The 25,037-nt window shown below is 62.5% G+C and carries 29 protein-coding genes; 17 read left to right on the plus strand and 12 right to left on the minus strand.

Annotated elements, in window-relative coordinates; all coding sequences use genetic code 11:
* Positions 1-146: 146 nt before the first annotated feature.
* From lptC to ptsN, 6 genes are all read left to right on the plus strand, one after another.
* The gene (gene lptC, locus J2X35_RS15670) at positions 147-863 is read left to right on the plus strand and encodes an LPS export ABC transporter periplasmic protein LptC (RefSeq protein WP_056115944.1); all 717 of its coding nucleotides are present in this window, start codon (positions 147-149) and stop codon (positions 861-863) included.
* The gene (locus J2X35_RS15675) at positions 850-1,428 is read left to right on the plus strand and encodes an LptA/OstA family protein (RefSeq protein WP_310187131.1); all 579 of its coding nucleotides are present in this window, start codon (positions 850-852) and stop codon (positions 1,426-1,428) included. The genes lptC and J2X35_RS15675 overlap by 14 nt, the downstream gene beginning before the upstream one ends.
* On the plus strand, positions 1,428-2,240 hold the full coding sequence (gene lptB, locus J2X35_RS15680; protein WP_056111768.1) for an LPS export ABC transporter ATP-binding protein: 813 nt from the start codon (positions 1,428-1,430) through the stop codon (positions 2,238-2,240). The genes J2X35_RS15675 and lptB overlap by 1 nt, the downstream gene beginning before the upstream one ends.
* Positions 2,241-2,435: 195 nt before the next feature.
* Positions 2,436-3,962, plus strand: a complete 1,527-nt coding sequence (rpoN, locus tag J2X35_RS15685; RefSeq protein WP_310187134.1) for an RNA polymerase factor sigma-54 — start codon at positions 2,436-2,438, stop codon at positions 3,960-3,962.
* Between the two features lie 279 nt (positions 3,963-4,241).
* On the plus strand, positions 4,242-4,826 hold the full coding sequence (gene hpf, locus J2X35_RS15690; RefSeq protein WP_310187137.1) for a ribosome hibernation-promoting factor, HPF/YfiA family: 585 nt from the start codon (positions 4,242-4,244) through the stop codon (positions 4,824-4,826).
* A gap of 61 nt (positions 4,827-4,887) precedes the next feature.
* Positions 4,888-5,352 (plus strand): PTS IIA-like nitrogen regulatory protein PtsN, encoded by a 465-nt coding sequence (ptsN, locus tag J2X35_RS15695; RefSeq protein WP_056111761.1) that lies wholly within the window; start codon positions 4,888-4,890, stop codon positions 5,350-5,352.
* A gap of 125 nt (positions 5,353-5,477) precedes the next feature.
* Here ptsN and J2X35_RS15700 read toward each other — a convergent pair whose 3' ends face one another.
* The gene (locus J2X35_RS15700; RefSeq protein ID WP_056111758.1) at positions 5,478-5,735 is read right to left on the minus strand and encodes a DUF1150 family protein; all 258 of its coding nucleotides are present in this window, start codon (positions 5,733-5,735) and stop codon (positions 5,478-5,480) included.
* A 61-nt stretch (positions 5,736-5,796) separates the two neighbouring features.
* On the minus strand, positions 5,797-6,222 hold the full coding sequence (locus J2X35_RS15705) for an Hsp20 family protein (RefSeq protein WP_056111755.1): 426 nt from the start codon (positions 6,220-6,222) through the stop codon (positions 5,797-5,799).
* 154 nt (positions 6,223-6,376) lie between these two features.
* On the opposite strand from J2X35_RS15705, the gene J2X35_RS15710 reads away from it, so the two are divergent.
* The gene (locus J2X35_RS15710) at positions 6,377-7,318 is read left to right on the plus strand and encodes a nucleoside hydrolase (RefSeq protein WP_310187141.1); all 942 of its coding nucleotides are present in this window, start codon (positions 6,377-6,379) and stop codon (positions 7,316-7,318) included.
* A 51-nt stretch (positions 7,319-7,369) separates the two neighbouring features.
* On the opposite strand, the gene J2X35_RS15715 is transcribed toward J2X35_RS15710, so the two are convergent.
* The gene (locus J2X35_RS15715; protein WP_310187143.1) at positions 7,370-7,984 is read right to left on the minus strand and encodes a LysE family translocator; all 615 of its coding nucleotides are present in this window, start codon (positions 7,982-7,984) and stop codon (positions 7,370-7,372) included.
* A gap of 98 nt (positions 7,985-8,082) precedes the next feature.
* Positions 8,083-8,982: a ribokinase gene (locus J2X35_RS15720; RefSeq protein WP_310187145.1), complete on the minus strand. Its 900-nt coding sequence runs from the start codon at positions 8,980-8,982 to the stop codon at positions 8,083-8,085.
* A 238-nt stretch (positions 8,983-9,220) separates the two neighbouring features.
* On the opposite strand from J2X35_RS15720, the gene J2X35_RS15725 reads away from it, so the two are divergent.
* Positions 9,221-10,132: an EamA family transporter gene (locus J2X35_RS15725; protein ID WP_310187146.1), complete on the plus strand. Its 912-nt coding sequence runs from the start codon at positions 9,221-9,223 to the stop codon at positions 10,130-10,132.
* On the opposite strand, the gene J2X35_RS15730 is transcribed toward J2X35_RS15725, so the two are convergent.
* Positions 10,086-10,988 (minus strand): bifunctional helix-turn-helix domain-containing protein/methylated-DNA--[protein]-cysteine S-methyltransferase, encoded by a 903-nt coding sequence (locus tag J2X35_RS15730; RefSeq protein ID WP_056115940.1) that lies wholly within the window; start codon positions 10,986-10,988, stop codon positions 10,086-10,088. The genes J2X35_RS15725 and J2X35_RS15730 overlap by 47 nt on opposite strands.
* Before the next feature lie 127 nt (positions 10,989-11,115).
* Positions 11,116-11,610: a DUF2244 domain-containing protein gene (locus J2X35_RS15735; protein ID WP_310187148.1), complete on the minus strand. Its 495-nt coding sequence runs from the start codon at positions 11,608-11,610 to the stop codon at positions 11,116-11,118.
* A 22-nt stretch (positions 11,611-11,632) separates the two neighbouring features.
* On the opposite strand from J2X35_RS15735, the gene nth reads away from it, so the two are divergent.
* Positions 11,633-12,427, plus strand: coding sequence for an endonuclease III (gene nth, locus J2X35_RS15740; RefSeq protein ID WP_310187150.1), 795 nt, complete (start codon positions 11,633-11,635; stop codon positions 12,425-12,427).
* Positions 12,428-12,453: 26 nt separating this feature from the next.
* Here nth and J2X35_RS15745 read toward each other — a convergent pair whose 3' ends face one another.
* The gene (locus tag J2X35_RS15745; RefSeq protein ID WP_310187151.1) at positions 12,454-12,909 is read right to left on the minus strand and encodes a DUF2214 family protein; all 456 of its coding nucleotides are present in this window, start codon (positions 12,907-12,909) and stop codon (positions 12,454-12,456) included.
* A gap of 251 nt (positions 12,910-13,160) precedes the next feature.
* Between J2X35_RS15745 and J2X35_RS15750 the strand changes: the two genes are divergently transcribed.
* Together J2X35_RS15750 and J2X35_RS15755 are read left to right on the plus strand one after the other, a co-directional pair.
* On the plus strand, positions 13,161-13,697 hold the full coding sequence (locus tag J2X35_RS15750; protein WP_310187154.1) for a GNAT family N-acetyltransferase: 537 nt from the start codon (positions 13,161-13,163) through the stop codon (positions 13,695-13,697).
* A gap of 82 nt (positions 13,698-13,779) precedes the next feature.
* Complete coding sequence (locus tag J2X35_RS15755; RefSeq protein ID WP_310187156.1) at positions 13,780-14,880, plus strand: OmpA family protein; 1,101 nt, start codon at positions 13,780-13,782, stop codon at positions 14,878-14,880.
* A gap of 20 nt (positions 14,881-14,900) precedes the next feature.
* Here the strand turns inward: J2X35_RS15755 and J2X35_RS15760 are convergent, their stop codons facing one another.
* On the minus strand, positions 14,901-15,683 hold the full coding sequence (locus J2X35_RS15760; protein ID WP_310187157.1) for an IclR family transcriptional regulator: 783 nt from the start codon (positions 15,681-15,683) through the stop codon (positions 14,901-14,903).
* 174 nt (positions 15,684-15,857) lie between these two features.
* Between J2X35_RS15760 and J2X35_RS15765 the strand changes: the two genes are divergently transcribed.
* The 5 genes from J2X35_RS15765 to J2X35_RS15785 all read left to right on the plus strand — a co-directional run bounded on the left by J2X35_RS15765 (position 15,858) and on the right by J2X35_RS15785 (position 21,056).
* Positions 15,858-16,835, plus strand: a complete 978-nt coding sequence (locus tag J2X35_RS15765) for a tripartite tricarboxylate transporter substrate binding protein (RefSeq protein WP_056111722.1) — start codon at positions 15,858-15,860, stop codon at positions 16,833-16,835.
* A gap of 126 nt (positions 16,836-16,961) precedes the next feature.
* Positions 16,962-17,498 (plus strand): tripartite tricarboxylate transporter TctB family protein, encoded by a 537-nt coding sequence (locus J2X35_RS15770; RefSeq protein WP_310187161.1) that lies wholly within the window; start codon positions 16,962-16,964, stop codon positions 17,496-17,498.
* Between the two features lie 4 nt (positions 17,499-17,502).
* Positions 17,503-19,026 (plus strand): tripartite tricarboxylate transporter permease, encoded by a 1,524-nt coding sequence (locus tag J2X35_RS15775; protein ID WP_056111719.1) that lies wholly within the window; start codon positions 17,503-17,505, stop codon positions 19,024-19,026.
* Positions 19,027-19,041: 15 nt separating this feature from the next.
* Positions 19,042-20,226 carry a CoA transferase gene (locus J2X35_RS15780; protein ID WP_310187164.1) on the plus strand — a complete coding sequence of 395 codons (1,185 nt, stop codon included), beginning with the start codon at positions 19,042-19,044 and terminating at the stop codon, positions 20,224-20,226.
* Positions 20,223-21,056: a citryl-CoA lyase gene (locus J2X35_RS15785; protein ID WP_310187167.1), complete on the plus strand. Its 834-nt coding sequence runs from the start codon at positions 20,223-20,225 to the stop codon at positions 21,054-21,056. Before J2X35_RS15780 ends, J2X35_RS15785 begins: the two co-directional genes overlap by 4 nt.
* A gap of 21 nt (positions 21,057-21,077) precedes the next feature.
* Here J2X35_RS15785 and J2X35_RS15790 read toward each other — a convergent pair whose 3' ends face one another.
* Positions 21,078-21,539, minus strand: coding sequence for an NUDIX hydrolase (locus J2X35_RS15790; RefSeq protein ID WP_310187171.1), 462 nt, complete (start codon positions 21,537-21,539; stop codon positions 21,078-21,080).
* A 208-nt stretch (positions 21,540-21,747) separates the two neighbouring features.
* On the opposite strand from J2X35_RS15790, the gene J2X35_RS15795 reads away from it, so the two are divergent.
* Positions 21,748-21,918: a hypothetical protein gene (locus J2X35_RS15795; protein WP_310187174.1), complete on the plus strand. Its 171-nt coding sequence runs from the start codon at positions 21,748-21,750 to the stop codon at positions 21,916-21,918.
* Between the two features lie 227 nt (positions 21,919-22,145).
* On the opposite strand, the gene J2X35_RS15800 is transcribed toward J2X35_RS15795, so the two are convergent.
* The 3 genes from J2X35_RS15800 to J2X35_RS15810 all read right to left on the minus strand — a co-directional run bounded on the left by J2X35_RS15800 (position 22,146) and on the right by J2X35_RS15810 (position 24,912).
* Positions 22,146-22,319: a Flp family type IVb pilin gene (locus tag J2X35_RS15800; protein WP_310187178.1), complete on the minus strand. Its 174-nt coding sequence runs from the start codon at positions 22,317-22,319 to the stop codon at positions 22,146-22,148.
* A 250-nt stretch (positions 22,320-22,569) separates the two neighbouring features.
* Positions 22,570-23,496: a phosphatase PAP2 family protein gene (locus J2X35_RS15805; RefSeq protein WP_310187180.1), complete on the minus strand. Its 927-nt coding sequence runs from the start codon at positions 23,494-23,496 to the stop codon at positions 22,570-22,572.
* A gap of 372 nt (positions 23,497-23,868) precedes the next feature.
* A complete protein-coding gene (locus J2X35_RS15810; RefSeq protein ID WP_310187183.1) occupies positions 23,869-24,912 on the minus strand; it encodes a hypothetical protein in 1,044 nt (347 codons plus the stop codon).
* Positions 24,913-25,037 lie beyond the last annotated feature (125 nt).

A 25,037-nucleotide genomic window follows, 5' to 3' on the forward strand; every position in this document is an offset into this window, starting at 1 on the left:
GTTTCGCGCAGGCTGGCCGAACGCGCAGGCGTTCAGGCAGCGAAGCAGACATATTTTTGCGACTTTCTTCGGGTTGTGCTTGTTCGCAGGGCCCGGCAACACAAACTGTAGGCGACATAGACGCGGCGAATTGCCGGAAAGATTGGATTTTGGCGCGACCGACCAAAGCGAAGAATGTGGAGCAGGACGTGACTGCCACGACCAATGACACGTCCGGGCTGGAGGTTGCCTTCGGCAATGCCCAGCGGCATTCGCAGCGCGTGCGGTTCCTGAAGCTGGCGCTGCCGTTGGCCGCCGCGATCATCGCCATCGCGTTTCCGGTCTACTCCTACATGGTGGCGCCGGCCGCCGTTCCGGTCAAAACGGAAAACAGCGCTTTCAGCGACGGCAAGCTTGTGATGGCCAATCCAAAGCTTGAGGGCTTTACCAAGCAGAACCTGCCCTATTCCATGAATGCTATCAGGGCCGTGCAGGACGCTTCCAAGGAAAACATCATCGAACTCGAAGGCATCGACGCCAAGCTGCCGATCGACGAGAAGACAACGGCCACGATCAACGCTGCCCGCGGCATCTACGACCGCGAGAACAACACCATCGATCTCGACAGCGCGGTTACGGTCAGCACCAATGACGGCATGGTGGTCAAACTGAAATCGGCCTTCCTTGACATGGGCAAAGGCAATATGAAGACAAATGATCCTGTCGATATCACCCGCGACGGATCGCGCATCAGTTCGGATACGATGTCGGTGGAAAACAACGGCAAGATCCTGATTTTCGAGAAGCGGGTGCGCGTCAACATCGATCCGGCCAAATTGAAGACGGCCGAAAATCAAAGCGGAGAGACGAATGCGGCCCAGTAGTTCGATCAGGCTTATCGCTGCGGCTACGGCCTTGATGCTGGCAGGGGCCGTACCGGCGCTCGCACAGTCCGACGGCGCGAATGCCAACGCTGCCAACAGCACCATGTCGGGCCTGAAGCTGAGCGGCGACAAGCCGATCCAGATCGAAAGCGACAAGCTGGAGGTCCGGCAGGAGGACAATGTGGCCGTATTCACCGGCAATGTCAGCGTTGTCCAGGGTCCGACCCTGCTCAAGGCAGGCTCGATGAAAGTCTTTTACGCCAAGGACGGTGGCTCGGCTGCCACCGGGTCGGCCAACATTGATCACCTCGAAGTCGATAACAAGGTCTACATCAAGTCGGATACACAGGTCGCCACTGGCGATCGAGGCACCTTCGACATGAAAAGCCAGGTGCTTGTCCTGTCCGGTTCGAAGGTGGTGCTCTCCGAAGGCCCCAACGTGCTGGTCGGCTGCAAGCTGACGGTGCAGATGAAAACCGGGCTCGCCCAGGTCGATGGCTGCGCGAAGGCCGGTTCGGGCGGCCGCGTCATGATGTCGATCACGCCGGGTTCACAGAAGCCCTGATGGCCGTGACTGCATTGCCGCGATTCCTATCCAGGAGTTCGAAAGGCGCGGCCGCGCCGGCCTCGGATTCCGCCATAAGCGCCAAGTTCAAGGGCACCCTGATCGCCAAGGGGCTGACCAAGAGCTACAAGGGCCGCAAGGTCGTCAGCGGCGTCTCCTTTGGTGTGCGCGCCGGCGAGGCGGTGGGCTTGCTCGGTCCGAATGGCGCCGGCAAAACCACATGCTTCTACATGGTCACCGGACTGGTGCCGGTGGATGAGGGCACGATCGAGATCGACGGTTTCGATGTGACTTCCATGCCCATGTACCGCCGCGCCCGGCTCGGCATCGGCTATCTACCGCAGGAAACCTCGATCTTTCGCGGGCTGAATGTCGAACAGAACATTCGCGCTGTGCTGGAAGTGGTGGAAAAGAGCCGCAAGGAACGCGAAAAAAGCCTCGACGCTCTGCTCGAGGAATTCCACATCAGCCATTTGCGCAAGGCGCCATCGCTGTCGCTGTCTGGCGGCGAAAGGCGGCGTCTGGAAATCGCCCGGGCATTGGCCAGCCGGCCCAACTACATGCTTCTGGACGAGCCGTTTGCCGGCATCGACCCAATTGCCGTGGCCGATATCCAGCAACTCGTGCGTCATCTCACGCAACGCGGAATCGGCGTTCTGATCACCGACCACAATGTACGCGAGACGCTCGGCCTGATCGACCGGGCTTACATCATCCATGCCGGCGAGGTGCTGACCCACGGCAAGGCCGAGGAAGTGGTGGCCAATCCCGATGTGCGCCGCCTCTATCTCGGCGAAGGCTTCACGCTCTGAGCAGCTGAAACCCGCTATCCGTCGCTTCCCGTGAATGCGCCATGCTGGCGCTCCCCGTCCAAAATCGCTGCTGCTTTTCGGTTCTCCCGCGGTCGGAACCGCCGTCGGCGGCGCTATTTGCCTTGACAAGCAAAAGCCGGGCCAGTTTCTATGCCGGGCAGAAGTTTTTTGCGTGAAGGGCGTTGATCCAAGGCCATGGCGCTGACCGCCAAACTACAGTTGAGGCAATCGCAGTCGCTGGTGATGACGCCGCAGCTGATGCAGTCGATTCGGCTGCTGCAGTTCACGCATGCGGAGCTGGAGCGCTTCATCGACGAAGAGATCGAGCGCAATCCGCTCATCGAGCGCGCCGACCCTCAGGACGACGCCGCCAGCGACCAAGCCCTGAAAGCGGCCGATACCGATGCGAGCGCGGCTGCTGAAGGAGACTGGTTCGAAGGGGAGACGGCCTGGTCTTCCGAGGCAATCTCAGAAAAACTCGATTCATCCCTGGAAAACCTTTTCCCGGACGATCCGGGCGTTAGCGAAAGGCTGGGCCCCGATCTTTCGGCGCAATGGAAGTCGGCTCCCACCGGCAATGGTCCCGCCTCCGACGCCTTCGCCATGGAAAACATGGCCGCGGTCAGGACGACCCTGCGGGACCACGTGGCCGAGCAGATCGCGCTGGGCTTCGTCCAGCCGGCCGACCGTCTGATCGCCGCTGAACTGGCGGATGGGCTGGACGAGGCAGGCTATCTACGCAGCGAGACACAGGAGGTCATCGACCGGCTGGGCGCGGACATGGCTTCCGTCGACAGGGTTTTGGCCGTTTGCCAGACCTTCGAGCCGGCCGGACTCTTTGCGCGCGACCTGGCGGAGTGCCTGTCGCTGCAACTGGCTGTGCGGGACCGGCTGGATCCGGCCATGAAAACGCTCGTTGCCAATCTCGAGCTTCTGGCGCGCCGCGATTTTCATACGCTCAAGCGCCTCTGCGGCGTCGATGAGGATGATCTGCTCGATATGCTGGCGGAAATCCAGGCGCTCGATCCCCGTCCGGGCACGGTGTTCTCCGGCGGCGCCAGCGATGCGATCGTGGCGGACGTGGAGGTGAGGACGGCAAATGACGGCAGCTGGACCATCGAATTGAATCAGGACACGCTGCCGCGGGTTCTGGTCGACCAGATCTATTTCGCCCATGTTTCCAGCCACGCGAAGAACCAGCTCGAGAAAGACTTCCTTTCCGACTGCCTGCAGAACGCCAACTGGCTGACGCGCAGCCTTGACCAGCGGGCGAAGACGATCCTCAAGGTGGCGACGGAGATCGTGCGCCAGCAGGACGCGTTTCTCGCCCATGGCGTGCGGCATCTGAAACCGCTCAACCTGCGCATGGTGGCGGACGCCATCGGCATGCATGAATCCACCGTCAGCCGGGTGACCAGCAACAAATACATGCTGACACCGCGCGGGGTCTTCGAGCTGCGCTATTTTTTCACCGCCGCCATCGCCTCGGCGGAGGGCGGCGAGGCGCATTCCTCCGAGGCGGTGCGCGATCGTATCCGCCAGATGATCGACGAGGAGAAGTCCGAGGACGTGCTTTCCGACGATGCGATTGTCGATCAGTTGAAGGCGAGCGGCGTCGATATCGCCCGCCGGACGGTCGCAAAATACCGGGAAGGCATGAATATCCCGTCTTCCGTGCAGCGTCGGCGCGAAAAACGCGCCATGGCCAGTGCCGGCCGGTGATCGTCCAGTGGCCTTGCCGGGTATCCACAGGCTCGCCGTTTCGTTGACAAGCTCCGCCGAAGTGTCTAGAAGCCCGCCCGCATGAGATGGGCCCGCGGGGCCTGCATGCGGACGGTCCGTCACGTCGTTGGCTGGGGAACGGCAACGCGGACGGCTTGGAGCCAGCCGCAAATTCGGACTTAAAAATCGGGGCGAATGGCGCCGCGAAGCTTGTGCGCACGGACCACGGGTATAAACTCCGGAGAGTGTGATGCCTGAGCAGGGAAGGTCAAATTTCATATGACGCTGCGCATATCGGGGAAACACATGGATGTCGGGGATGCGTTCCGTACGCGCATCAACGACCGTGTCGGAGAGGCCATCGGGAAATATTTCGACCGTGGATTTTCAGGCCACGTCACGGTGGTCAAGGCCGGTTCGCGCTATACGGCGGATTGTATGGTACGGCTGGATTCAGGCACCGCGCTGCAGGCGACGGGCGATGCGCAAGACGCCACGCTGGCGTTCGAAGCCGCCGCGGACCGTCTTGAGACCCGGCTTCGACGTTACAAGCGACGGCTGAAGTCCCACGCGACCGGTGCGGTTGACGGCAACGCCACCGATGTCGCCTACACGGTGATGGCGCCCCTTGCCGACGACGACGAAGACATTCCCGAAAATTATGCTCCGGCCATCGTGGCCGAATCGACCATGACTCTGAAGACCATGTCCGTGGCTTCGGCCGTCATCGAGCTCGACAACAAGGACAGCCCCGTTCTTGTTTTCCGCAATGCCGGAAACGAGCATCTCAACATCGTCTACCGTCGGCCGGATGGAAACATCGGCTGGATCGACCCCTCGACGGCGAAAGTCGCCGAGGGATAAAGGCCGATCCGCCATTCCGGCATGAGCCAGCAATGGCGGGCGAACAAAGGATATCGTGAAAATGGACTTGAGCGACCTGATCGACGTTTCGGCTATCTTGCCGACGTTGAAGGCCAACTCCAAGAAGCAGCTTCTGCAGCTTCTTGCCGAGCGCGCCGCCGTCATTTCGGGTCTTCCCGAGCGGGAGGTGTTCGACACCATCCTGCAGCGCGAGCGCCTGGGTTCCACCGGTGTCGGCAACGGGATCGCCATACCGCATGGCAAACTGGCCGGTGTGAAACGGATTACGGGCGTCTTTGCGCGGCTGGAAACCCCGGTCGATTTCGAGGCGCTCGACGACCAGCCGGTGGATCTGGTGTTCCTGCTCCTGGCGCCGGAGAGCGCCGGTGCGGATCATCTCAAGGCGCTATCGCGGATCGCGCGCGTGCTGCGCGATGGCGATACTGTGGCCAAGGTCCGCGGTACGCGCGATTCGGCGGCGATCCTCGCGCTGCTGTCGCAGACGCCAGCCTCGCACGCCGCCTGAATCCTGTAATTTCAATCGGGAATGAACTCTTGACCGCATCGGGGCCGCCATTGGCGGCCCTTTTTCGTTCGGGCGGTCTCAGCAGCCTTCACGCTGCGCGAGGCATTCAGCCTCGCGGTCAGCCGTCAATGGATGGCGACCGTCACCAGATCGTTTTCCATGGCGCCGGCAAGCGCCCGCTCACGTGCGTCGGAAAGCAGGATCGGTTCGCCATTGGCGGAAAACAGCGCCCATAGTTCGAGACCGGGCGCGATTTCGTCGAGACCCGGAAAACGGCCGCGAAGATCGTCGCTGGACACTTTGCGCACATAGGCCACGGAACCCTCGCCAAGATGGGCGAATTCACCGCTGGTCATCGTCAGTCTTTCGTCAATGCTGGTCATTTCAGCCTCCTTTCAGCGAGGCGCCGACTGGGCCGTCCCGCATGAGAGCCATCGGCAAAGATCAGTCTTTCACCGATATATTTATTTTCCGTACCAGTCTTTCGGCTTCCGGCCGGTCCAGATCGATGGACAAAAGACCATTCTTCAACTCCGCTCCTACAACCCGCATACCGTCGGCAAGAACGAAGCAGCGCTGGAACTGACGGGCCGCGATACCGCGGTGGAGATATTCCCGCTCGGTCTCGTCGGCCTGGCGGCCGCGCACGACGAGCTGGTTTTCTTCCGTCGTCACATCCAGGTCGCTTTCCGCGAACCCTGCAACGGCAAGCGTTATTCTCAACCGTTCGGCAGCGCCTTCGGTTCCGCGCAATCGTTCGATGTTGTAAGGCGGATAGCTGTCGCCGGATTTTGCCAGACGCTCCAGGGTCTTCTCCATCGCGTCGAAACCCAGCAGCAAAGGGCTGGAAAATGGCGTCATTCGAGACATGTTTCAGCTGTCCTCCAGGAGCGACATCAACCGGAAAAACCCATACTGGCATTCTTCACGGTAGCCTTGATATGGTCTGCCGAAAGGCCAAGTTCAAGGCGTTTCAAGCTAGCGCAATCGTTCCCCCGAAAGACTCCACCGACAAGGATAAAGAATGCCCGCTTTACGCAAGATAATCATCGATACGGATCCCGGTCAGGACGATGCCGTCGCCATTCTCCTGGCGCTGGGCAGCGCGGAACTGGAGGTGGTCGGCATCACCGCCGTAGCGGGCAACGTGCCGCTGAAACTGACCGAAAAGAACGCCCGCAAGATTTGCGAACTGGCCGGCCGCCCGGATATCAAGGTGTTCGCCGGTGCGATCCGTCCGCTGATGCGCGAACTGGTCACTGCCGAGGAAGTGCATGGCAAGACCGGGCTGAACGGTCCGGAGCTTGCCGAACCGGCCATGAAGCTTCAGGACAGACATGCGGTCGACTTCATCGTCGAAACACTGATGGGCGAGGAAAGCGGCACGATTACCCTGTGTCCGCTCGGGCCGCTGACCAACATCGCGCTGGCGCTGATCCGCGAGCCGCGCATCGCGCCGCGCATCAAGGAGATCGTGCTGATGGGCGGCGGCTTCTTCGAAGGCGGCAACGTCACGCCGGCGGCGGAATTCAACATCTATGTCGATCCGCATGCGGCCGATATCGTGTTCCGCTCCGGAATCCCAATCGTGATGATGCCGCTCGATGTCACCCACAAGGCGCTGACCAGCGCCAGGCGCACACAGGCCTTCCGTGACCTCGGCACCCGCGTCGGCAACGCCACCGCCGACATGCTGGAATTCTTCGAGCGTTTCGACGAGGAAAAGTATGGCACCGACGGCGGACCGCTACACGACCCGTGCGTGATCGCGTATCTGTTGAAGCCGGCCTTGTTCAAGGGCCGCCATTGCAACGTCGCGGTGGAAACCACGTCGGAGCTGACCATGGGCATGACCGTGATCGACTGGTGGGGCGTGACGAAGCGGCCGAAGAACGCCCTTGTCATACGCGACATCGACCATGACGGGTTCTTCGCGCTGCTGGTGGAGCGGTTGGGGCGTCTGTAGGGAGCTGGGCGCGGCTATTCCTTCTCCCCTTGTAGGAGAAGGAACAGCCTTTCACTTGCCCTTCGAGAACGCCAGCCAGAGGCCGCCGCCGATCAGGAAGCTGCCGCTGATGCGCGACAGCAGCCGGATGCGGCCGGCGGAGAGCGCCTTGCCGGCGCGGCCAGCGGCGAGCGCATAGGTGGAATCCGACACGGCGGCGAAGACCATGGCGGTCGCGCCCATGACGGCGATCTGCAGGGCATAATTGCCCGCGGGATCGATGAACTGCGGGAAGAAAGCGCCGAAGAACACCAGCGTCTTCGGATTGCTCAAGGCGACCAGAAGACCTTGCAGGAAGAAGCCGCCGCGCGGCTTACGGGCGCTGCCGTCAGGGTTGAGGTTTCCTCTGGAGCGGAACATCTGGATGCCCATCCAGACCAGATAGGCGGCGCCGATCAGGCGCACCCATTCGAACCAGTGTCCCATGGCTTCGATGAGCGAGGTGAGGCCGATGCCGGCGATGGCGATCATGACCGCGAGGCCTGCCTGTGTACCGGCGACATTCGCCAGCCCCGAACGGGCGCCGTGGCGGATTGAGTTGGCGATGATGAGGGTGACGGTCGGACCCGGCACCAGGATGATGATCAGGCAGGCCAGCAGATAGGCGGCATAAAGCGAAGCGGACATGGCTCATTCCTTGGTTTGACGCCATCAATGCATGGAGAAATCACCCAGGCAAGATGGGCGATTGGAGGAATCGGCAAGGGCAGGGGTCATTTGACTCTTCAGCCGGCAAGGGCGGCGTCGACATCGGCCTTGAGCGGAATGGCCGGTTGCGCCCCAGGCTTCAGGCAGGCCAGCGAACCGGCCGCGGCCGCGCGCCGGAGCGCCTCTTCGAGCGGCAGCGCGGCCGCGATACCGGCCGCCAGATAGCCGCAGAAGGTGTCGCCCGCCCCGACTGTATCGACTGGCTTGATGGCGAGCGCCGGAACCTGCAGAAAACCCTCCGGCGTCGCGGCCATGACGCCATCGCCGCCAAGCGTCAGCACGATGGTGTGGCCAGTCTTCTGGACGAAGGCTTTCATCCTTGCCTGCCGGTCGCGGCCGGAAAGCGAAAGCGCCTCCGTGTAAAGATCGAATTCGGTTTCGTTGGCGACGACATAGTCGGCCTTGGCAAGCATATCCGCCGCTTCGGCGCGGAAGGGAGCGGTGTTGAGGATGGTGACGGCGCCGGCCTTCTTCGCCGCGTCGAGCGCCGCATCCACGGTCGCCAACGGGATTTCGTGCTGCAGCAGCACGATGTCGCCCTTTTTCAGGAAGGCCTTCGAAAGGTCCCCCGGAACGACCGATCCGTTGGCGCCGGGCACGATGGCGATCATGTTCTCGCCGTCGCCGCCGACGAGAATGAGCGCGGTTCCGGTCGAGGCGAAGGTTTCGCCGACGCCCGAAAGATCGATCATGCCACCTTTCAGCAGTGCCAGCGCTTCGGAAGCGAAGTTGTCCTTGCCGACCGCCCCGACCATGCGCACCTGGCCGCCGGCCCGCGCCGCGGCCAGCGCCTGGTTGGCGCCCTTGCCGCCGGGCGCGGTGGAAAAGCCGCTGCCGGGCACTGTTTCGCCGGCTCCCGGCAGCCGGTCGACCGTGGCGATCAGGTCCAGATTGATCGAGCCGATGACGATGATCATGAAAAGCCTCCCAGAATTTTCCGGGAAGCTAACCATTGCCGGCAGGAATGGAAATACGAAACGTCGATGAGTTTTCGCCAATTGCTGCGATCTCGATGACGCGGCCTATGCCGTGCAGGTCGGGCCGCTGGTCCATAGGACAGGCCGGTATCGTGCCTGTCGCGCGGCCTATGCCTGCGCTAAGGTGAAAAGTACAATGGTTTCAGCTATTTGATTTCCCCATAAGATGGATTGAACGATGCGCCTGCGCCATCTCCTGCTTGCCCTGGTCGTGGTCGCCATATGGGGCGTCAACTTCGCTATCATCAAGCTTGGCCTGCGCCAGGTATCGCCGCTGGGGCTCGGGGTGGCGCGGTTCTTCCTCGCGGCTTTTCCGTGGGTATTCTTCATCCGGCGTCCGGACGTGCCGTTGCGGCTGCTGGCGGGCTATGGGCTGATGATCTTCGCCCTGCAGTTCGGGCTGCTGTTCACCGGCATGAAGATCGGCATGAGCGCCGGCCTCGCCTCGCTGATCCTGCAATTGCAGGTGTTCTTCACCATCGGGCTTTCGGTGGTGCTGCTCGGGGAGCGGCCGAGCGTATGGCAGATCTCCGGCGCGCTGCTGGCGTTCTGCGGCGTCGGGCTGGTCGCCGCGCATGTCGGCGGCGAGGTGACGCTGGCGGGGCTGGCGCTGCTGATCGGCGCGGCGGCGGCCTGGGGCGGTGGCAATGTGGTCTCGAAGCGTATTTCGCAGACCAACGCCTCGGTCAATGTTCTCGGGCTGGTGGTGTGGGGCAGCCTGATCGCGCTGCCGCCGCTGCTCATCGTGGCGATGGTGCTGGAGCGGGAGACCTTCCTCGACAGCTTCACCGGCCTTGACTGGGTTTCGGCCGGCTCGATCGCCTACATCGTCTATTTGTCGACGCTGTTCGGCTTCGCGGTATGGAGCCGCCTTCTTGGCCTCTATCCGGTTTCCACCGTCGCCCCGTTCACGCTTCTGGTGCCAGTCTTCGGCTTCCTGGGCTCGGCGGTCCTGCTCGGCGAACCCGTGCAGGACTGGAAGTTGATCGCGTCGGCGCTGGTGATCGCCGGGCTTTGCCTCAATTTGTTCGGGCCGCGCCTGTTCAAGCGGCGGGCGCCTGCAATTGACCCGCCTCCCAGCCAAGGATAGCGCGCTTGCGGGTCAGGCCCCAGTGGTAGCCGGTCAGCGCGCCGGACTTGCCGATGGCGCGATGGCACGGCACCACGAAGGACAGCGGATTGGCGCCGACGGCCGCACCGACCGCGCGGCTGGCCGTGGGCTGGCCGATGCGTTCGGCAATTGAGGAATAGGTGCAGGCCTTGCCCATCGGAATGCGCAGCAGGGCATCCCAGACGCGGAGCTGGAAATCGGTGCCGATCATGACGACGCGCAGCGGCTGGTCCGCCCGCCATTTGGCAGGGTCGAAAATGCGGGCGGCATAGGGCGCAGTCGCCGACATGTCCTCGACATAGTTGGCGTTCGGCCAACGGCCCGACATGTCGGCGAAGGCGGCGCGTTCGTCGCCGGCATCGTTGAAGGACAGGCCGGCGAGGCCGCGGTCCGTCACCATGACCAGTGCGACGCCGAAAGGCGAGATGTGGAAACCATAGCGGATCGTCAGGCCGGCGCCGCGGTTCTTGTAGTCGCCCGGCGACATCGCCTCATGGGTGACGAACAAATCGTGCAGGCGTCCGGGGCCCGACATGCCGACCTCGAACGAGGTTTCCAGAAGGGGCATGCCGGAATCCAGCAGCTTGCGCGCATGGTCCAGCGTAACCGCCTGCAGGAAGGCCTTGGGCGACAGGCCGGCCCAGCGGGTGAACAGCTTCTGCAGGCCGGTGGGGGTCTCGCCGACGGCTTCCGCCAGTTCTTCCAGCGAAGGTTGGTCGCGATAGTCGAGGCTGATCTTCTCGATGGCGCGGCGAACGACCTCGTAGTCGCTGCCTTCCGGCGTGACGTCGCGTTCAAGGGTGGGGACAGGCTTCATCGGCATGGCTTCAAGCATATCGGTTTTGGTCAAAGATATCTGGGCGTTCATGGCAATTACTCCTTGGCCCCGAATATCGCCATTGGCGGCGTCGCGAACCACCCGAAACCTGCCTTGATCAGGGATACGGGGCCGATGCCGCCGCCTACCGCATTTTCGCTGTCGCCAGCGCGCGAGAAAAGGCGGCGGCGAAGCTTTCGCGGTCATCGGGGTTGAGGAAGGTGCCGATCGGTACGGCCTTCCCCTGCGCCTCCACCCGCATGCCGGTGATGCCGATCTCCGAATGGCGGGCGATGGAAAAGCGCGTCCAGAACGGGTTGAAGCGATGCGCCTCTTCCTTGCCCGACGGTGCGACCTTGCGGATGTCGAGCGCCGTGCGCGACACCGAGACCTCCTCGCGGGCGCGGGCGGCTCGGTAGTTCAGCCGGAAAGCGACATAGACGGCCAGCACGTCTAAACCAAAGAAGCCGAACACCGGCCAGGCGCCGTGTGACAGCATGAAGACGCCGGTGACGGCCCAGCCGGACAGCAGCGCGCCCATCAGGATCATGAAGCCTGTCCTGCCCAGCGACCGGTGCGGGGTCAGCAAGGCGTGGAAAAAGGGTTGGTCGGCAGCCGCCGACGGGTTTGTCTCGCTCATATCCTGATATTATAGGAAGTCGATGCCCACACCCAAGCCCAAACAACGCCGCAGCTCCGAACCGGCCTCGCCAACCGGCATCAAAGCCAAGCCGAAATCGAGGCCGGCCAGGGCGTCGCGATCGCTCTACAGCGCGACGGAGGTGCGGGAGATCTTCCGCCGCTTTTCGGTGCAGCGGCCTGAACCGCGCGGCGAACTGGAGCATACCAACGCCTTCACGCTGCTGGTTGCGGTTGTGCTTTCGGCGCAGGCGACCGATGCCGGGGTAAACAAGGCGACACGGGCACTGTTCGAGGCCGCTGACACGCCGCACAAGATGCTGGCGCTGGGCGAGGCGAAGGTGGGCGATTATATCCGCACCATCGGCCTGTGGCGCGGCAAGGCGAGGAACGTCATCGCGTTGTCCGGGGCGCTGATCCGTGAGCACGACGGCAAGGTTCCCGATAGCCGCGACGCGCTGGTCAAACTGCCCGGCGTTGGCCGCAAGACCGCCAATGTCGTGCTCAACATGGCGTTCGGCCAGCCTACGATGGCGGTCGACACGCACATTTTCCGCATCGGCAACCGGATCGGCCTGGCGCCCGGCAAGACGCCCGAGCAGGTCGAGGCCGGGCTGGTGCGGATCATTCCCGACGAGTACATGCGCCATGCGCATCACTGGCTGATCCTGCACGGCCGCTATGTCTGCAAGGCGCGCAAGCCCGATTGCCCGATCTGCGTCATTGCCGATCTGTGCAAGGCGAAGGTGAAGACGACGAGCATTCCGGCGCCGCTGGTGGAAATTGCTTCACTGGGGCCGGTGGAGCCGGTGGATTAGCGAACCTCCCCTGCCGAAGACATTTCTTACAGTCCGTAGCCGCGGACCATGGCAGCGGCGAAAATCGGGATGAGCAGGAAGATCCCCGCCTGGGCGCGGATGTAGCTCTTTACCGACGCCAGTTCGGCCGCCGGTACGGCGAAGGCGGGGTTTTGCCCGGCCTGGTTGCTCCATGAGATGAACCGCATTGTCGGGCCGATCGAAAGAAGGCCAACGACAAGGAACGCGATCATCTTGGCCCAGAATACCCAGTTGTAGATATAGAATTCCCAGCCCTTCAGTCCCCAGACCACGCGGCCGATGCCGACGACGATCACCAGTGCGGCGATCATGCCGTAGTGCCGGTCGATCCGCGCCAGCCGCCGTATGGTCGAGGCGGTCATCTCGTTGCGGATGAGCACGAACTCGGCGGCGATGATGCCGGCCAGCGAGAAAACCAGCAGGTGATGCAGGATGGCGAGGATCAGCTCGGTCGTGTCCATGGATTTCCCTTCGGTCCGGCCCTGAGATCTGGCCTGCGTGGGTGGTGTTGCGCCGAAGCTATCATCGTTAGCGGAAATTCCCATGGGCCAGCATGACCGGTGTTGGGGGCGCATATCCGCTCCGCGGCAGAATGGCTGGGATACCCAAGCGTAAACGTTCCGCGGGCGTCGCTGTCACTGCGCCTGCCGCCATCTGTATCTTGCCGCTTTCGGTCACCTTGCTAGTGAGGAGACGAACAGGAACTGCATTCATGACCGAACGAAGGACGACCGCACCCATTCTTGAGACGGAACGCACCATCCTGCGGCCGCACAAGCCCGAGGATTTCGACGCCTATACCGCCATGGGCGCCGACCCGCTGGTGTTCCGCTTCATCGGCGGGCGGGCGCGGACGCGGGAGGAAAGCTGGCAGCGCCTGCTGCGCCACGCAGGCATGTGGTCGTTCATGGGTTTCGGCTATTGGGCGATCGAGGAAAAAGGCACGGGCCGGTTTCTCGGCGAAGCCGGCTTTCATGAGTTGCGCCGCGCCATCGAGCCATCCTTCGAAGGCACGCCGGAAGCGGGCTGGGGACTTATTTCGGCCGCGCATGGGAAGGGGTTGGCGACGGAAGTGGTCAGCCAGTTACTTGCCTGGGGCGACCAGGCGTTCGATGGCGGACGCACAGTTTGCATCGTCGAGCCGACGAACCCGGCTTCGCTCAAGGTGGCGCACAAATGCGGCTATCGTGAATATGGACGCGGACTCTACAACGAGCACACGATGATCGTGCTCGAACGCTTCGGCTGAAGGCCTCGCCGACGATTATGGCCACCTATCTGCTTCAATTGGCGTGTGCTAGCGTGACTGCCGCAACTTCGGGGGGGGAACGATGCAAATAGTTTCAAGAATGCTTTCCTTCGCCGTCTGGATCGGTGTTGGAATGTCGATCGCCATTCCTCTGGCGATCGCGGACGCCACCGTGCCGACAGCCGACATAGAGGGCGCTGCCGACAACGCGCTGGCCAAGCGCTATGATGGCTCGTTCATCGTTTCCTACGAAAAATCCGCTTACACCGATTTCACCATACCGCTCTCGCCCCTGAAGCCGAGCGAGGATGCAGACGCGCGCGATTCGATGAACAATCGTGTCTTCGCGCCCGACAAGAAAATCGAAGCGGAAGGCGCGCTGACACGCATCGCCTATGTGCTGCCCGACGGGCGTTCGCCGCTGGAAGTCTTGCGCAACTACGAGGATGTGATCGGGCAGGCGGGCGGCGAGGTGCTGTTCGAGTGCAAGAAGGAAGAATGCGGCGGCGCTGCCGACCGGTCGTCCGATGGCGGCGGCAACGACATGAGCCTGACGATGTATTTCTTCCATGCGTCGGACCTGAAGGATGCCGATTTCAGCAACGGCAAATGCGCCCTGACCTCAAGTATCAATGACCAGCGCTATGCTTCGGCCAAGGTGCCGCAGGATGGCGGCGACGCCTATGTCACCGTCCAGACTTTTTCGCTGATCGACGACCTTTACTGCAAGGAACTCAACGGCCGCACCATTGCAGTCGTGCATGTGCTGGAGCCAAAGGCGCGCGACAAGAAGATGGTGGTGGTGGAAGCGGCGAAGATGGAGGAGTCGCTTTCGACGACCGGCTCGATTTCGCTCTACGGCATCTATTTCGATACCGACAAGGCAGAGATCAAACCGGAATCGGACCCGACCCTGAAGGAGATCGCCACGCTGCTCGGCAAGGACCCCCAAATGGCGGTCATCGTTGTCGGCCACACCGACAATCAGGGAGCCTTCGATTACAATATAGACCTGTCTTCACGGCGGGCGCAGGCGGTCAAGGCGGCGCTCGCCTCGAAATATGGCATCGACGGCGGCAGGCTGACGGCCGCAGGAGCCGGGATGATGGCGCCGGTGGCTTCCAATGACAGTGAGGATGGGCGCGCCAAGAACCGCCGGGTTGTGCTGGTCAAGGCAAACTGAGCGAAAAACAGGCTGGTGCCCTAGCGGGCTGACTCGCGGCCATCCTGGGCTGTACCCAGCCCGCGCGCTGCGCGTTCGAACGCCGAGGCGTCACCGCCAAGGGCCGACGTCGCCCGGGCCGCACATTGCAGGATCAGGCCGCTCATGCGCTCCAGAAAGGCGCTGTCGACACGCGAACGCGGCCCGGCCAGGGTGAGCGCGCCGAGTAACGTATGATTGGGTCCGAAGACCGGCGCTGAAACCCCCGCCGTTTCGGGATCGCGCTCGCCGATTGAGATATGATGCATGGTTCTGCGGATGGTTTCGTATGGCTCGCCATCGAAGCCCGAAAATGCCGCCAGCGTGCATCCTCCGGAGCCTATGGCGAGCGGCAGGATGTCGCCCTCGCGGACCGTGTAGCGGATCGGGTGCTTGGATTCGATGCGATACAGGCAGGTGCGGACATCGCCGGAGCGGACATAGAAGGCGACGCTTTCGCGCGATTCGTCCGCCAGCATCCGCATGATCGGCAACAGCACATCCGTTGCCACCACCGAGCGCTGGTAGAGCGTTCCCAGCCGGAAGGCGCCATAGCCGATGCGATAGCGTCCGTCCGGCAGCCGCTCCAGCAACTGTCCGCGCAGCAGCGAGCCGGCCAGCCGCAGGATGGTGCTCTTGTAGAGGCCGGTGCGCGCGGCGATCTCCGCCAGGCCGAGCGAAGCATCCGCAGGCGTGAAGGCTTCGAGAATAGCGACCGCCCGGTCGAGGGCAGCGACACCCTCGGCAGTTGGTTTTGCGCGCGCATCGCCACTCGGCGAATTCATCTCTACTCTCACTGTATGCAAGGGCCGGGGACGTTTTAATCCGGCGAATGAGTTCTGTCTAGCAGAACGCCGTTTCAGTTGACAGAACCAACAGAAGTTTGCTTCAATTCCGCGAGCGGGGCTCCGGCCGCGTTTCTGGCGCACCGCAGGCGCCGACAATTGGGAGGATTACGGATGCTGAACAGACGAGAATTTCTGGCCGGTACGGCGATGGCCGGCGCGGCCGGCTTTGTGCTTGCGAATTCGGGCCTGGCTTTGGCCCAGAGCGCACCTCAGATCGCGCTTTTTGTGCCGGCCGCGCCCGGTGGCGGCTGGGACCAGACGGCCCGCACCATGGATCAGGTGCTGCGCAAGGAGAAGCTGATCTCCGGCTCGCAGATCACCAATGTTCCCGGAGCCGGCGGCGCTGTCGGCCTGCCGCAGTTCATCAACCAGTGGAAGGGCAAGGGTAACACGCTGATGGTGGCCGGCATGGTCATGGTCGGCGCCATCCTGACCAACAAGTCGCCCAACAACCTCACCCAGGTAACGCCGATCGCCCGCCTCACCGGCGAGTTCGAGGCGCTTGTCGTTCCGGCGGCCTCGCCCTTCAAGACGGCGCAGGATTTCGTCGCCGCGCTGAAGGCCGATCCGACCAAGGTGCCGGTTGCCGGCGGCTCGGCCGGCGGTTCGGACCATATCCTGTTCGGCCTCATTGCCAAGACGGCGGGCGTTCCGGCGACCAGCCTTTCCTATGTGCCGTTCGCGGGCGGCGGCGAAGCGCTGGCGGCGCTTCTCGGCAACCAGGTCGCGGCCGGCATTTCCGGCTATGGCGAGTTTGCCGAGCAGATCAAGGCTGGCGCGCTGCGGCTGCTGGCGGTCTCGTCCGGCGAGCGCCAGGAAGGCATCGATGCGCCGACGCTCAAGGAATCCGGCATTGACGTCGAGCTGTTCAACTGGCGCGGGGTGTTCGCCCCGCCGGACATTTCGGAAGATGACAAGAAGTCACTGATCACCCTGGTCGAAGCCATGGCCAAGAGCGAAGCCTGGGCGACGGAGTGCAAGAACCGCAACTGGACGTCGATCCTGATGACCGGCGACGACTACACAAAGTTCGTTGCCGACGACACCGCTCGCATCGAGGCGATTCTCAAGGATCTCGGTCTCGCATAGCGTTTTCAACGAGGGGCAGCGCGCGCTGCCCCTCGCTTGAAATGTCGCAATCCGGCATGGACAGCCGGATCGCCGGCGGCGACGATGCCGGACACAATAACGGGCAGCCATGTTGGGAGGACGGACATGAGCATCAGCGAGGAGGACGGCGCGCACCCGCGTGTCGCAATGCCGGAACTGCTGCTGGGCATTGGCTTCCTGGCCTGCGCCGGAGCGGTTTTGTGGCAGACCCTGGCGATCCCGGTTTCGCCCCTCTATTCGAAAGTCGGCCCCAAGGTTTTCCCGTACATCACCTTCGGCGGAATGCTCGTTCTTGCCCTGCTGCTGATACTGTCGGCTGTGCGCGGCGGCTGGCAGCAGGAAGAAGAAAAGGAAACGCCGACCGACTGGCGGTCGATGAGCTTCGTCGTTGCGGGGCTGGTCGCCAATCTGGTCCTGATCCAGCCCCTGGGCTTCACCGCAGCATCCGTGGTGATGTTCACGCTCGTCTGCTACGGCTTCGGCAGCCGGCGTCCCATCCGTGACGCCCTGCTCGGCCTGGTGCTGGCGCTGGCCGCATATTTCGGTTTCGCCAAGGCGCTCGGCGTCAATATCGGGGCGGGCATCATCGAAAACCAGCTGAATGCCGCCATCGCGGCCCTCACCGGCACGATCGGAGGCTGACGTCATGGACACTTTGACCCAGCTCGGACATGGCTTTGCCGTCGCCTTCACCCCCGTCAATCTTCTGTGGTGCCTGCTCGGCACGACGCTTGGCACCGCCATCGGCGTGCTGCCGGGTCTCGGGCCGGCGCTGACCATCGCGTTGCTTTTGCCGATCACCTATCAGGTGGCGCCGGAAGCCTCGTTCATTCTTTTCGCCGGCATTTACTACGGCGCCATGTATGGCGGCTCGACGACCTCGATCCTGCTCAACACGCCCGGCGAAAGCGCGACCATCGTCACGGCGCTGGAAGGCAACAAGATGGCCCGGTCGGGCCGTGGCGGCGCGGCGCTGGCCACTTCAGCCATCGGCTCGTTCGTGGCGGGAACCCTCGGAACGCTCGGCGTCGCCTTTCTTGCCCCGGTGGTCGTCAAGTTCGCGCTGGCCTTCGGCCCGGCGGAATATTTTTCGCTGATGGTGCTGGCCTTCATCACGGTTTCCGCCGTGCTCGGCTCATCCGCGGTGCGAGGCCTGAGCAGCCTGTTTCTCGGCTTCGTGATCGGCATGATCGGCGTCGATCTGCAGACCGGTCAGCCGCGCTTCACATTCGGCATGACGGAACTGCTGGACGGCGTTGACGTCATCATCGCGGCGGTCGGCCTGTTCGCCGTCGGCGAAACGCTTTACGTCGCTTCCCGGCGCTATTCGGGCAAGGACGAGATCGTGCCGCTGCGCGGCTCGCTCTACATGACGGCACAGGAATGGAGCCGCTCATGGAAGGCCTGGATCAGGGGGGCGCTCATCGGCTTCCCGATCGGGGCCATGCCCGCCGGCGGCGCCGAAATACCGACCTTCCTGTCCTACGCGATCGAAAAGAAGCTTTCCAAGCACAAGGAAGAGTTCGGCACGGTGGGCGCCATCGAGGGGGTTGCCGGCCCGGAAGCCGCCAACAACGCCTCGGCCGCCGGCGTGCTGGTGCCGATGCTGACGCTCGGCCTGCCGACCTCGGCGACGGCGGCGATCATGCTGTCGGCGTTCCAGAGCTACGGCATCAATCCCGGTCCACTGCTCCTGACGACCCAGTCCAATCTGGTGTGGGGACTTATCGCGAGCCTGTTCATCGCGAACGTCATCCTTGTCATCCTCAACCTGCCGCTGATCGGCCTGTGGGTTCGCCTGTTGAAGATCCCGGCGCCGCAGCTCTATGCCGGCATCCTCGTTTTCTCGACCGTCGGCACCTACGGTATCTCGCAATCGCCGATCGATCTCATCGTGCTCTATCTCTTGGGCGGCGTCGGCTTCCTGATGCGCCGCTTCGACTTCCCGACGGCGCCTGTAATCATCGGCATGATCCTCGGTCCGCTGGCGGAGGCACAGTTCCGCCGCGCCATGACCATTTCCAACGGCGACTGGACGGTGTTCTATACGCATCCCTTGTCGCTGACGCTGTTGATCCTCGCCTTCATCGGCCTGGCCGGGCCGTTCATCTGGGGCTACGTCGAGCGCCGCCGTCTCAAGGGCCAGGAGGCTATACCCGGCGATGCATGAGGTGCCGCTATAATCATGACAGACCTGCTTTCCGGTATTCGCGTTCTCGACCTGACCAATGTTCTTGCCGGCCCCTACTGTGCTTATCAGCTCGCCCTGCTGGGGGCCGACGTCATCAAGGTCGAAGCGCCGTCCGGTGGCGATCTGGCACGGCAGCTCGGTGCGTCAGCGGAGCTCAACGCGGCGGGCATGGGGGCATCGTTCCTGGCGCAGAACGCCGGCAAACGCTCTGTCGTACTCGACCTCAAGAAAGAAGACGACAAGCAGCGGTTTCTCGATCTGGTGGCGACTGCCGACGCTTTGATCGAGAATTTCCGTCCGGGCGTGATGGCGCGGCTGGGGCTTGGTTTTGACGAATTAAAAAAGGTGCGGCCGAGCCTCGTCTACTGCGCCATTTCCGGATTCGGACAGACCGGGCCGATGCGGAACAATCCCGCTTACGACCAGATCATCCAGGGCCTGTCCGGGATCATGAGCATCACCGGTACGCCGGAAACAGCGCCGTTGCGCGTCGGCTATCCGGTGGCCGATACGCTGGGTGGGCTGGTGGGCGCCTTCGCCATCGCGTCCGCTCTGGTTCGGCAAAAGACGACGGGCGAGGGGGCATTTCTCGACGTCTCCATGCTGGAATGCACGCTTTCGGCGCTGGGCTGGCCGGTTTCCAATTATCTGACAGCGGGTATCGAACCCCAGGCCATGGGCAACGAGAACATGACGGCGGCGCCCTCCGGCACGTTCCGGACCGGCGAGGGGCTGCTCAACATCGCCGCCAACAAGCAGGAACAGTTCGTGACCCTATGCGGACTGATCGACCGTCCGGAACTGGCGCGGGACGACCGCTTTGCCGAACGCGAGACGCGCAAGCGAAACCGCATGGAATTGAAGGACCTGATTGAAGAAGCGCTCGCAAGGGATACCGCCGCTGCGTGGGAGGAACGGTTCAACCGGGCCGGCGTACCGGCCGGCCGCGTGCTGACCATTCCGCAGGCGCTGGCCGAGCCGCAGATCGCCGGCCGCCACATGGCGGTCCGCTTTAACGAGACGGCCGAGCTCGGACGGCCTTTGACTGTTGTACGCGGCGGTTTCCTGGTCGATGGCGAGCCGCCGCTGCCGCGGCGGTCGCCGCCAGCGCTGGGGCAGCATACGCGTGAGGTTTTGGCCTCCCTGCCGGCGCGCTCCAAAGCGGAGGCCGGCTCATGAGCGAACGGGACAAGACCGGCCGCGAACGCGGCGAGGAATGGTGGCAGACCGAAATCATCGAGATGGCGCCGGGCATGATCCGGCTGCGCGGCTATGAGATCCAGGACCTGATCGGCCGTGTGTCCTTCCCGGCCACGATCTGGCTGATGCTGCGCGGCGAATTGCCGAGCGAGGACCAGGCAGCGCTGCTCGGCATTGCGCTGGGCGCCGCTGTCGACCACGGGCCGCAGGCGCCGTCCATCGCCATCGCCCGTATGGCCGCGACATGCGGCGTCGGCATCAACAGCGCCATGGCGTCGGCCATCAACGTGCTGGGCGATGTGCATGGCGGGGCTGGCGAACAGGCGCTGGAATTCTATGGCGACATCGCCGTGGCGATGGACGGGGGCGATGCGCTGGAAGTTGCCGTGTCGGCGCGCCTAGAGCGCTTCCTCAACCAGGAAAAAGGCTATGTGCCAGGTTTCGGCCATCGTTTCCATCCAGTCGATCCACGCGCGCCGCGGCTGCTGGAGTTGACGCGGGAATTCGCCTCGCGGGGCGTCATCGGGGGGCGGTTCGCCGACATTGCCGAGGCGCTGGAAGCGGAGATCGCCCGCCGCAAGGGCAAGCGCATTCCGCTCAATATCGACGGCGCGACCGCCGTCATCTATGGCGAGCTGGGTTTTCCGCCGCCCCTGACGCGCGGCCTGTTTGTGCTGTCAAGGTCGGTTGGCATCCTCGCTCATGCCTGGGAGCAGACCCAGCAGGGCGGCCGCAACAAGGGGCCGTTGCCGCGCGAATGGCTCTGGGCTTATACGGGGACAGCGCCGCGCCCCCTGCCAGAGAGCTAGGGCTACACCGGTTCGACGGGTTCAGGATGCTGCCGGCCCCTTGAGCGATGTCACAAGCGTTGCGAGATCCGGTTCGTCGATGAGCAAGGCTGCGTCGGCCGGCGTGAGCCAAGCGCGCTGCCGTTTCTTCTTTTCCTGCCAGTTGGCGAGTTCCTCGCTCACCTCGAGCAGGTAGACAACAACATTCACCCGCACGAAGCGTGTCGAAAGGCGCTTCCAGTAGGAATAGTTGCCGGCCGGCTCCTTCAGCGTCTTGCCTACAACGCCGGCTTCCTGCTCGGCCTCGATCGTTGCTGCCTTGCGGCCGCTCTTGCCTTTCATAGGCCAGCCCTTGGGCACGATGAAGCGCTTCGTCTCGCGCGAGGTGACAAGCATCACTTCGAGGCCGCCATCGACATCGAGCCGGAACGGCACGGCGGCCACCTGACGGACGGTTTCGCCCTTCCTCGCCTTGCGGATCGCTTTTTTCTTCGTAACAACCATTCGTTTTTTCGCCCGGCAGGCTTCCGTTCATTCCACGCGCGGCAACAGATAACCGATTCTTCCATGAATTTTATCACGGAAGATAATAGACGGCTAAATAAGCGGCGACTCGGTTTTGGCCAGTATCCGGCCAGGACTAGCGGCAGGTTGTGACGGTACGGTTTCCGTAGATCTGAACCTGGCAGCCGGGCTTGAGGCGTGGCACTTCTTGCCTAGGCTGTGGCTGCTGGATGATCAGCCGGTCCTGTTCGCGCTGCATCTGCTGCATCTGCTGGTATTGCTGGCGCTGCAGCCTGTTCTGGGCAGCCTGGAGATCGCCGGGCGTATTAAGCCCGGTATTGCCAGAGCCGATTTCGACCGCGGACGCTTCCAGGGCTGAAACCGCCAGCACGGCACACGCCGCCGCGACGATACAGCCGGCAAATTGGCGTTTAGCGGTCTTCGTACTCGATCTCAGTGTCATCCGGTCAATATAGGGTGCCCTTGCCGCAGTTCCATATCCGGCGCGCTTGCTGGCGCTGGGGAATCATCCGCTGCAGCTGAACGCAAAAGGGCCGCCCGGAGGCGGCCCTTTCAGAGTCTTGGTTGGGCGCGTTGCCCAGCGAATTACTTGGCGGTGCTCAGCGTCGTGGAGATCTTGGTGAACTTCGCAGCGAGCTGGGTGCCGACAGCGGTGGCGCCGGTGATGATCGCCAGAGCGATGAGGGCGGCGATCAGGCCGTATTCGATGGCCGTTGCACCCGATTCGTCCTTGTAGAAACGCGAAAGAAGCTTCGTCATGGTTGTGTTCCTTTAAGCCCGGTTGTGACAGTCGTGGACGGTTTCTTGTTGAACCGTGGCTCATATTGCGAGGGATCGATTGCGGTTGCGTTAAGCGAAATAGTAAACGAAGCGTTGAGACAGGATTTGCTTAACGAAAGGACAATTTTCATTCGCATTTTAAGTATTCGTCAGACCTGGACTTACAGCCGAAAGAATACGGTAGCCGGAGCAATGTCTTGAAGGGCGTTGAATGCAGGCGGCGGATCGGTCAGGCCGGCGCCCGGCTTCGCGCCGGGCCTGCCCGGACCATGGCCCGCGCCACCAGCAAGGACAAAAGAAAGACCGCCATTCCCGCGGGTATGTCGACGAGATAGTGGCCGCCATGCACGACGACGGCAGGCAAGATCATGAGATTGACGATGACAAGCGGTGGAAACAGCCAGCCTATAGGGCGGGCGTAATAGACGGCGGCGCAAGCCAGTACGGTATGGAAGGAAGGGAAGGCGATGAGGCCGCGGAAATCGTTCGGACTTAAGAAGGGAGTGCCGTTCTCGATGACCGAGGTTACGTAGGCCCCGTATTCCGGTCCGAGGATCGGCCGTGCTTTCGCCAGCATATCCTGCGGCAAAGCATAGAGGGCGCTGGGGCCGGTGGTGGGAAAAAGGCCCCAGAAGGCGACGGTGACGAGGGCGGCGACCGTTACTGTCACCAGAAGCCCATGCAGGTCGGCGAGGCGGCCCGTAAGCCCCAGTACGACGACCAGCAGGGCGATCTGCGGCAAGGTCGACATATAGGCGATCCGCATGATCTCGTTGAGGATCGGGTGTGCCGCGCCGAATGCAATGGCCACCGGCCAGCTGAAGCCGAGCGCGGCGTCGAGGCCGTTTACCCAATGATCGATCGTCGGTCTGCCATTGGGCAAAAGCAGGTAGTTGAACAGCGACGTCGCCCCGGTGAAGGCGATGAAGAGGCCGGCGCAGGTCGTGGCCGCGCCAATGCCTTCGCTTCGATCAAGGCGTCGGTAGATGTAGCCCACGGCGATCAGCAGGGCGGCAAGACCGAGGATCATCGCATAGGCGGCGGCATCGAGCGTCGAGCCGCGCGCCAGGACGAGGGCGATATCAATGAAGCTCACTACCAGCGTGACGGTCAGCATGAAAAGTTCAGCCGGGTGAAGCAGCGTCTTCGAGAGCATGGCCCGTTCTGGCACGACAAAGCTGATAATTCGCTAACCATCAGCTCCCGTTCAGCCGACCAAACACGCGACTTGCGGCGCTTTGCGGTTCTGCGCCAGCAAGCGGATCAAACTCATGCTCCGGCAGCAGGAACAGCTGCGAGCCAGATATGAACGGCCAGAGAGGTTGGCCGGCGCCGCCGGTGGGAGGTTGCCTGAACGGCGCCGGCCGGGCGGAAATCAGGTCCGCCGCCCGTGTACCATAGCAGAAGCGGGACGGAATGTTATAAGTTGATGACCTAGGGGAAGATTATCCCGTCCTTTTTTACGCAGCTGTCTATCGAATTCCCAACGTTCAGCGTTCTTTGCTTGGACGATTGTCTGGTGGTCCGTTCAATCCGATTTGATACGGTAGAGTGTAGTGGTGGGGAGAGAGTCTGCGCCGTAGACGCGCTTTTCCCAGTCGTAATCCTGTTGGTTGGCATCCTTGGTGAGACGGCCGGCGAAATAGTCGTCGAACAAGGCCAGCAGCGACCTTGACTTCGGCATGACCGGATTGGCGTCCTGTTCGCGCACGCAGGCGCGGATCAATTCGTCCACGGTGTCCAACGCTTTCGGCGTGAAAGCCTTTTGCGCCGCCTCGTTGGAAATATCGCCGAGAAGCAGGGAAAGGCATGTCTGGCTGAGTTGCCTGTACCTTTCAGGCCAGGCGGTGATGCACTTGGTCACCCATTTTGGGTTGGTGTTGGTGTCGAGCGTCAGCAAAGACAGCGACCATGAAAAGCTCTCCAGGACGATCCTGGAGAACAGCGCCGCCATCAGAAAATCGCCGGCTTCCCAGGAGCCGGCGGCGTCGTTCATCTCGACATAGGTCGGGCATTTGTAGCGGTACGAAATGAAGCAGAATTTCGAGCGGATCTCCTGGCCAAGAAGGTTTTCGAAAAGTTCTGGGTTGGCAAGGCATTCGCCCTGCAGCAGCTTTCCCAGAAAAACGAAAGGGGTGTAGCCGAAATCCGCCGTGTCGTAGCCGCGCATGTAGTCAACCGTTGCGGCTGCCCTGGCAAACACCTCCTCGACGCGGTCACGCAGCTTTTCCACCTGCGATGTCGTCAAAAAGGTTATGTGAACCGGGCCCAACCCGCCATTGCTGTATTTGAACACTTCCTTGACCTGCGAGTCAGGGGCGGTGTCGTCGTCTCGTTCGGCTACTGTGCCGTCCGGAGCGACGGTTACATGGAAATCATATTGTTTCAGGTCCATCTCATGCGCCAGCGGCAGGGTTTCGCCGATCACATAGACGTCGAGATCGGAACGGCTGTTGCCGAAACCGGTGACCAGGCTTCCTGCGATGACGACCGTCTGGTCGGGCCGATGCTTGTAAAGTTCGGCCAGCCGGGCCGATGCGGATTTTCCCAATGGCGACAGGCGATTCAGCATTCCAAAATCCTTCCCTCATCTCAGGACTTAGAATTCAGCGGCAATAAAAGGACGATACCGCATTTTGAGATTATTTCTTTGCGTGGCTAAATCAATGCCGGGCTAGTAGCCAGGGACTGCCGCCG

It is taken from the genome of Mesorhizobium sp. BE184 (assembly GCF_031457045.1).
In the GTDB taxonomy this organism is placed as follows: Bacteria; Pseudomonadota; Alphaproteobacteria; order Rhizobiales; family Rhizobiaceae; genus Mesorhizobium.

Excerpts from the sequence above, each read along its gene's own strand:
- J2X35_RS15785 (WP_310187167.1), top strand. The coding sequence starts at position 20,223 with ATGAGCGAACGGGACAAGACCGGCCGCGAACGCGGCGAGGAATGGTGG.
- J2X35_RS15810 (WP_310187183.1), bottom strand. The coding sequence starts at position 24,912 with ATGCTGAATCGCCTGTCGCCATTGGGAAAATCCGCATCGGCCCGGCTG.
- J2X35_RS15775 (WP_056111719.1), top strand. The coding sequence starts at position 17,503 with ATGGACACTTTGACCCAGCTCGGACATGGCTTTGCCGTCGCCTTCACC.
- J2X35_RS15700 (WP_056111758.1), bottom strand. The coding sequence starts at position 5,735 with ATGACCAGCATTGACGAAAGACTGACGATGACCAGCGGTGAATTCGCC.
- J2X35_RS15755 (WP_310187156.1), top strand. The coding sequence starts at position 13,780 with ATGCAAATAGTTTCAAGAATGCTTTCCTTCGCCGTCTGGATCGGTGTT.
- nth (WP_310187150.1), top strand. The coding sequence starts at position 11,633 with ATGCCCACACCCAAGCCCAAACAACGCCGCAGCTCCGAACCGGCCTCG.
- J2X35_RS15805 (WP_310187180.1), bottom strand. The coding sequence starts at position 23,496 with ATGCTCTCGAAGACGCTGCTTCACCCGGCTGAACTTTTCATGCTGACC.
- J2X35_RS15790 (WP_310187171.1), bottom strand. The coding sequence starts at position 21,539 with ATGGTTGTTACGAAGAAAAAAGCGATCCGCAAGGCGAGGAAGGGCGAA.
- J2X35_RS15725 (WP_310187146.1), top strand. The coding sequence starts at position 9,221 with ATGCGCCTGCGCCATCTCCTGCTTGCCCTGGTCGTGGTCGCCATATGG.
- J2X35_RS15710 (WP_310187141.1), top strand. The coding sequence starts at position 6,377 with ATGCCCGCTTTACGCAAGATAATCATCGATACGGATCCCGGTCAGGAC.
- ptsN (WP_056111761.1), top strand. The coding sequence starts at position 4,888 with ATGGACTTGAGCGACCTGATCGACGTTTCGGCTATCTTGCCGACGTTG.
- J2X35_RS15730 (WP_056115940.1), bottom strand. The coding sequence starts at position 10,988 with ATGCTTGAAGCCATGCCGATGAAGCCTGTCCCCACCCTTGAACGCGAC.
- J2X35_RS15720 (WP_310187145.1), bottom strand. The coding sequence starts at position 8,982 with ATGATCATCGTCATCGGCTCGATCAATCTGGACCTGATCGCCACGGTC.
- J2X35_RS15675 (WP_310187131.1), top strand. The coding sequence starts at position 850 with ATGCGGCCCAGTAGTTCGATCAGGCTTATCGCTGCGGCTACGGCCTTG.
- J2X35_RS15800 (WP_310187178.1), bottom strand. The coding sequence starts at position 22,319 with ATGACGAAGCTTCTTTCGCGTTTCTACAAGGACGAATCGGGTGCAACG.
- J2X35_RS15760 (WP_310187157.1), bottom strand. The coding sequence starts at position 15,683 with ATGAATTCGCCGAGTGGCGATGCGCGCGCAAAACCAACTGCCGAGGGT.
- J2X35_RS15750 (WP_310187154.1), top strand. The coding sequence starts at position 13,161 with ATGACCGAACGAAGGACGACCGCACCCATTCTTGAGACGGAACGCACC.
- J2X35_RS15780 (WP_310187164.1), top strand. The coding sequence starts at position 19,042 with ATGACAGACCTGCTTTCCGGTATTCGCGTTCTCGACCTGACCAATGTT.
- J2X35_RS15765 (WP_056111722.1), top strand. The coding sequence starts at position 15,858 with ATGCTGAACAGACGAGAATTTCTGGCCGGTACGGCGATGGCCGGCGCG.
- J2X35_RS15715 (WP_310187143.1), bottom strand. The coding sequence starts at position 7,984 with ATGTCCGCTTCGCTTTATGCCGCCTATCTGCTGGCCTGCCTGATCATC.
- J2X35_RS15735 (WP_310187148.1), bottom strand. The coding sequence starts at position 11,610 with ATGAGCGAGACAAACCCGTCGGCGGCTGCCGACCAACCCTTTTTCCAC.
- rpoN (WP_310187134.1), top strand. The coding sequence starts at position 2,436 with ATGGCGCTGACCGCCAAACTACAGTTGAGGCAATCGCAGTCGCTGGTG.
- lptB (WP_056111768.1), top strand. The coding sequence starts at position 1,428 with ATGGCCGTGACTGCATTGCCGCGATTCCTATCCAGGAGTTCGAAAGGC.
- J2X35_RS15745 (WP_310187151.1), bottom strand. The coding sequence starts at position 12,909 with ATGGACACGACCGAGCTGATCCTCGCCATCCTGCATCACCTGCTGGTT.
- J2X35_RS15770 (WP_310187161.1), top strand. The coding sequence starts at position 16,962 with ATGAGCATCAGCGAGGAGGACGGCGCGCACCCGCGTGTCGCAATGCCG.
- hpf (WP_310187137.1), top strand. The coding sequence starts at position 4,242 with ATGACGCTGCGCATATCGGGGAAACACATGGATGTCGGGGATGCGTTC.
- J2X35_RS15705 (WP_056111755.1), bottom strand. The coding sequence starts at position 6,222 with ATGTCTCGAATGACGCCATTTTCCAGCCCTTTGCTGCTGGGTTTCGAC.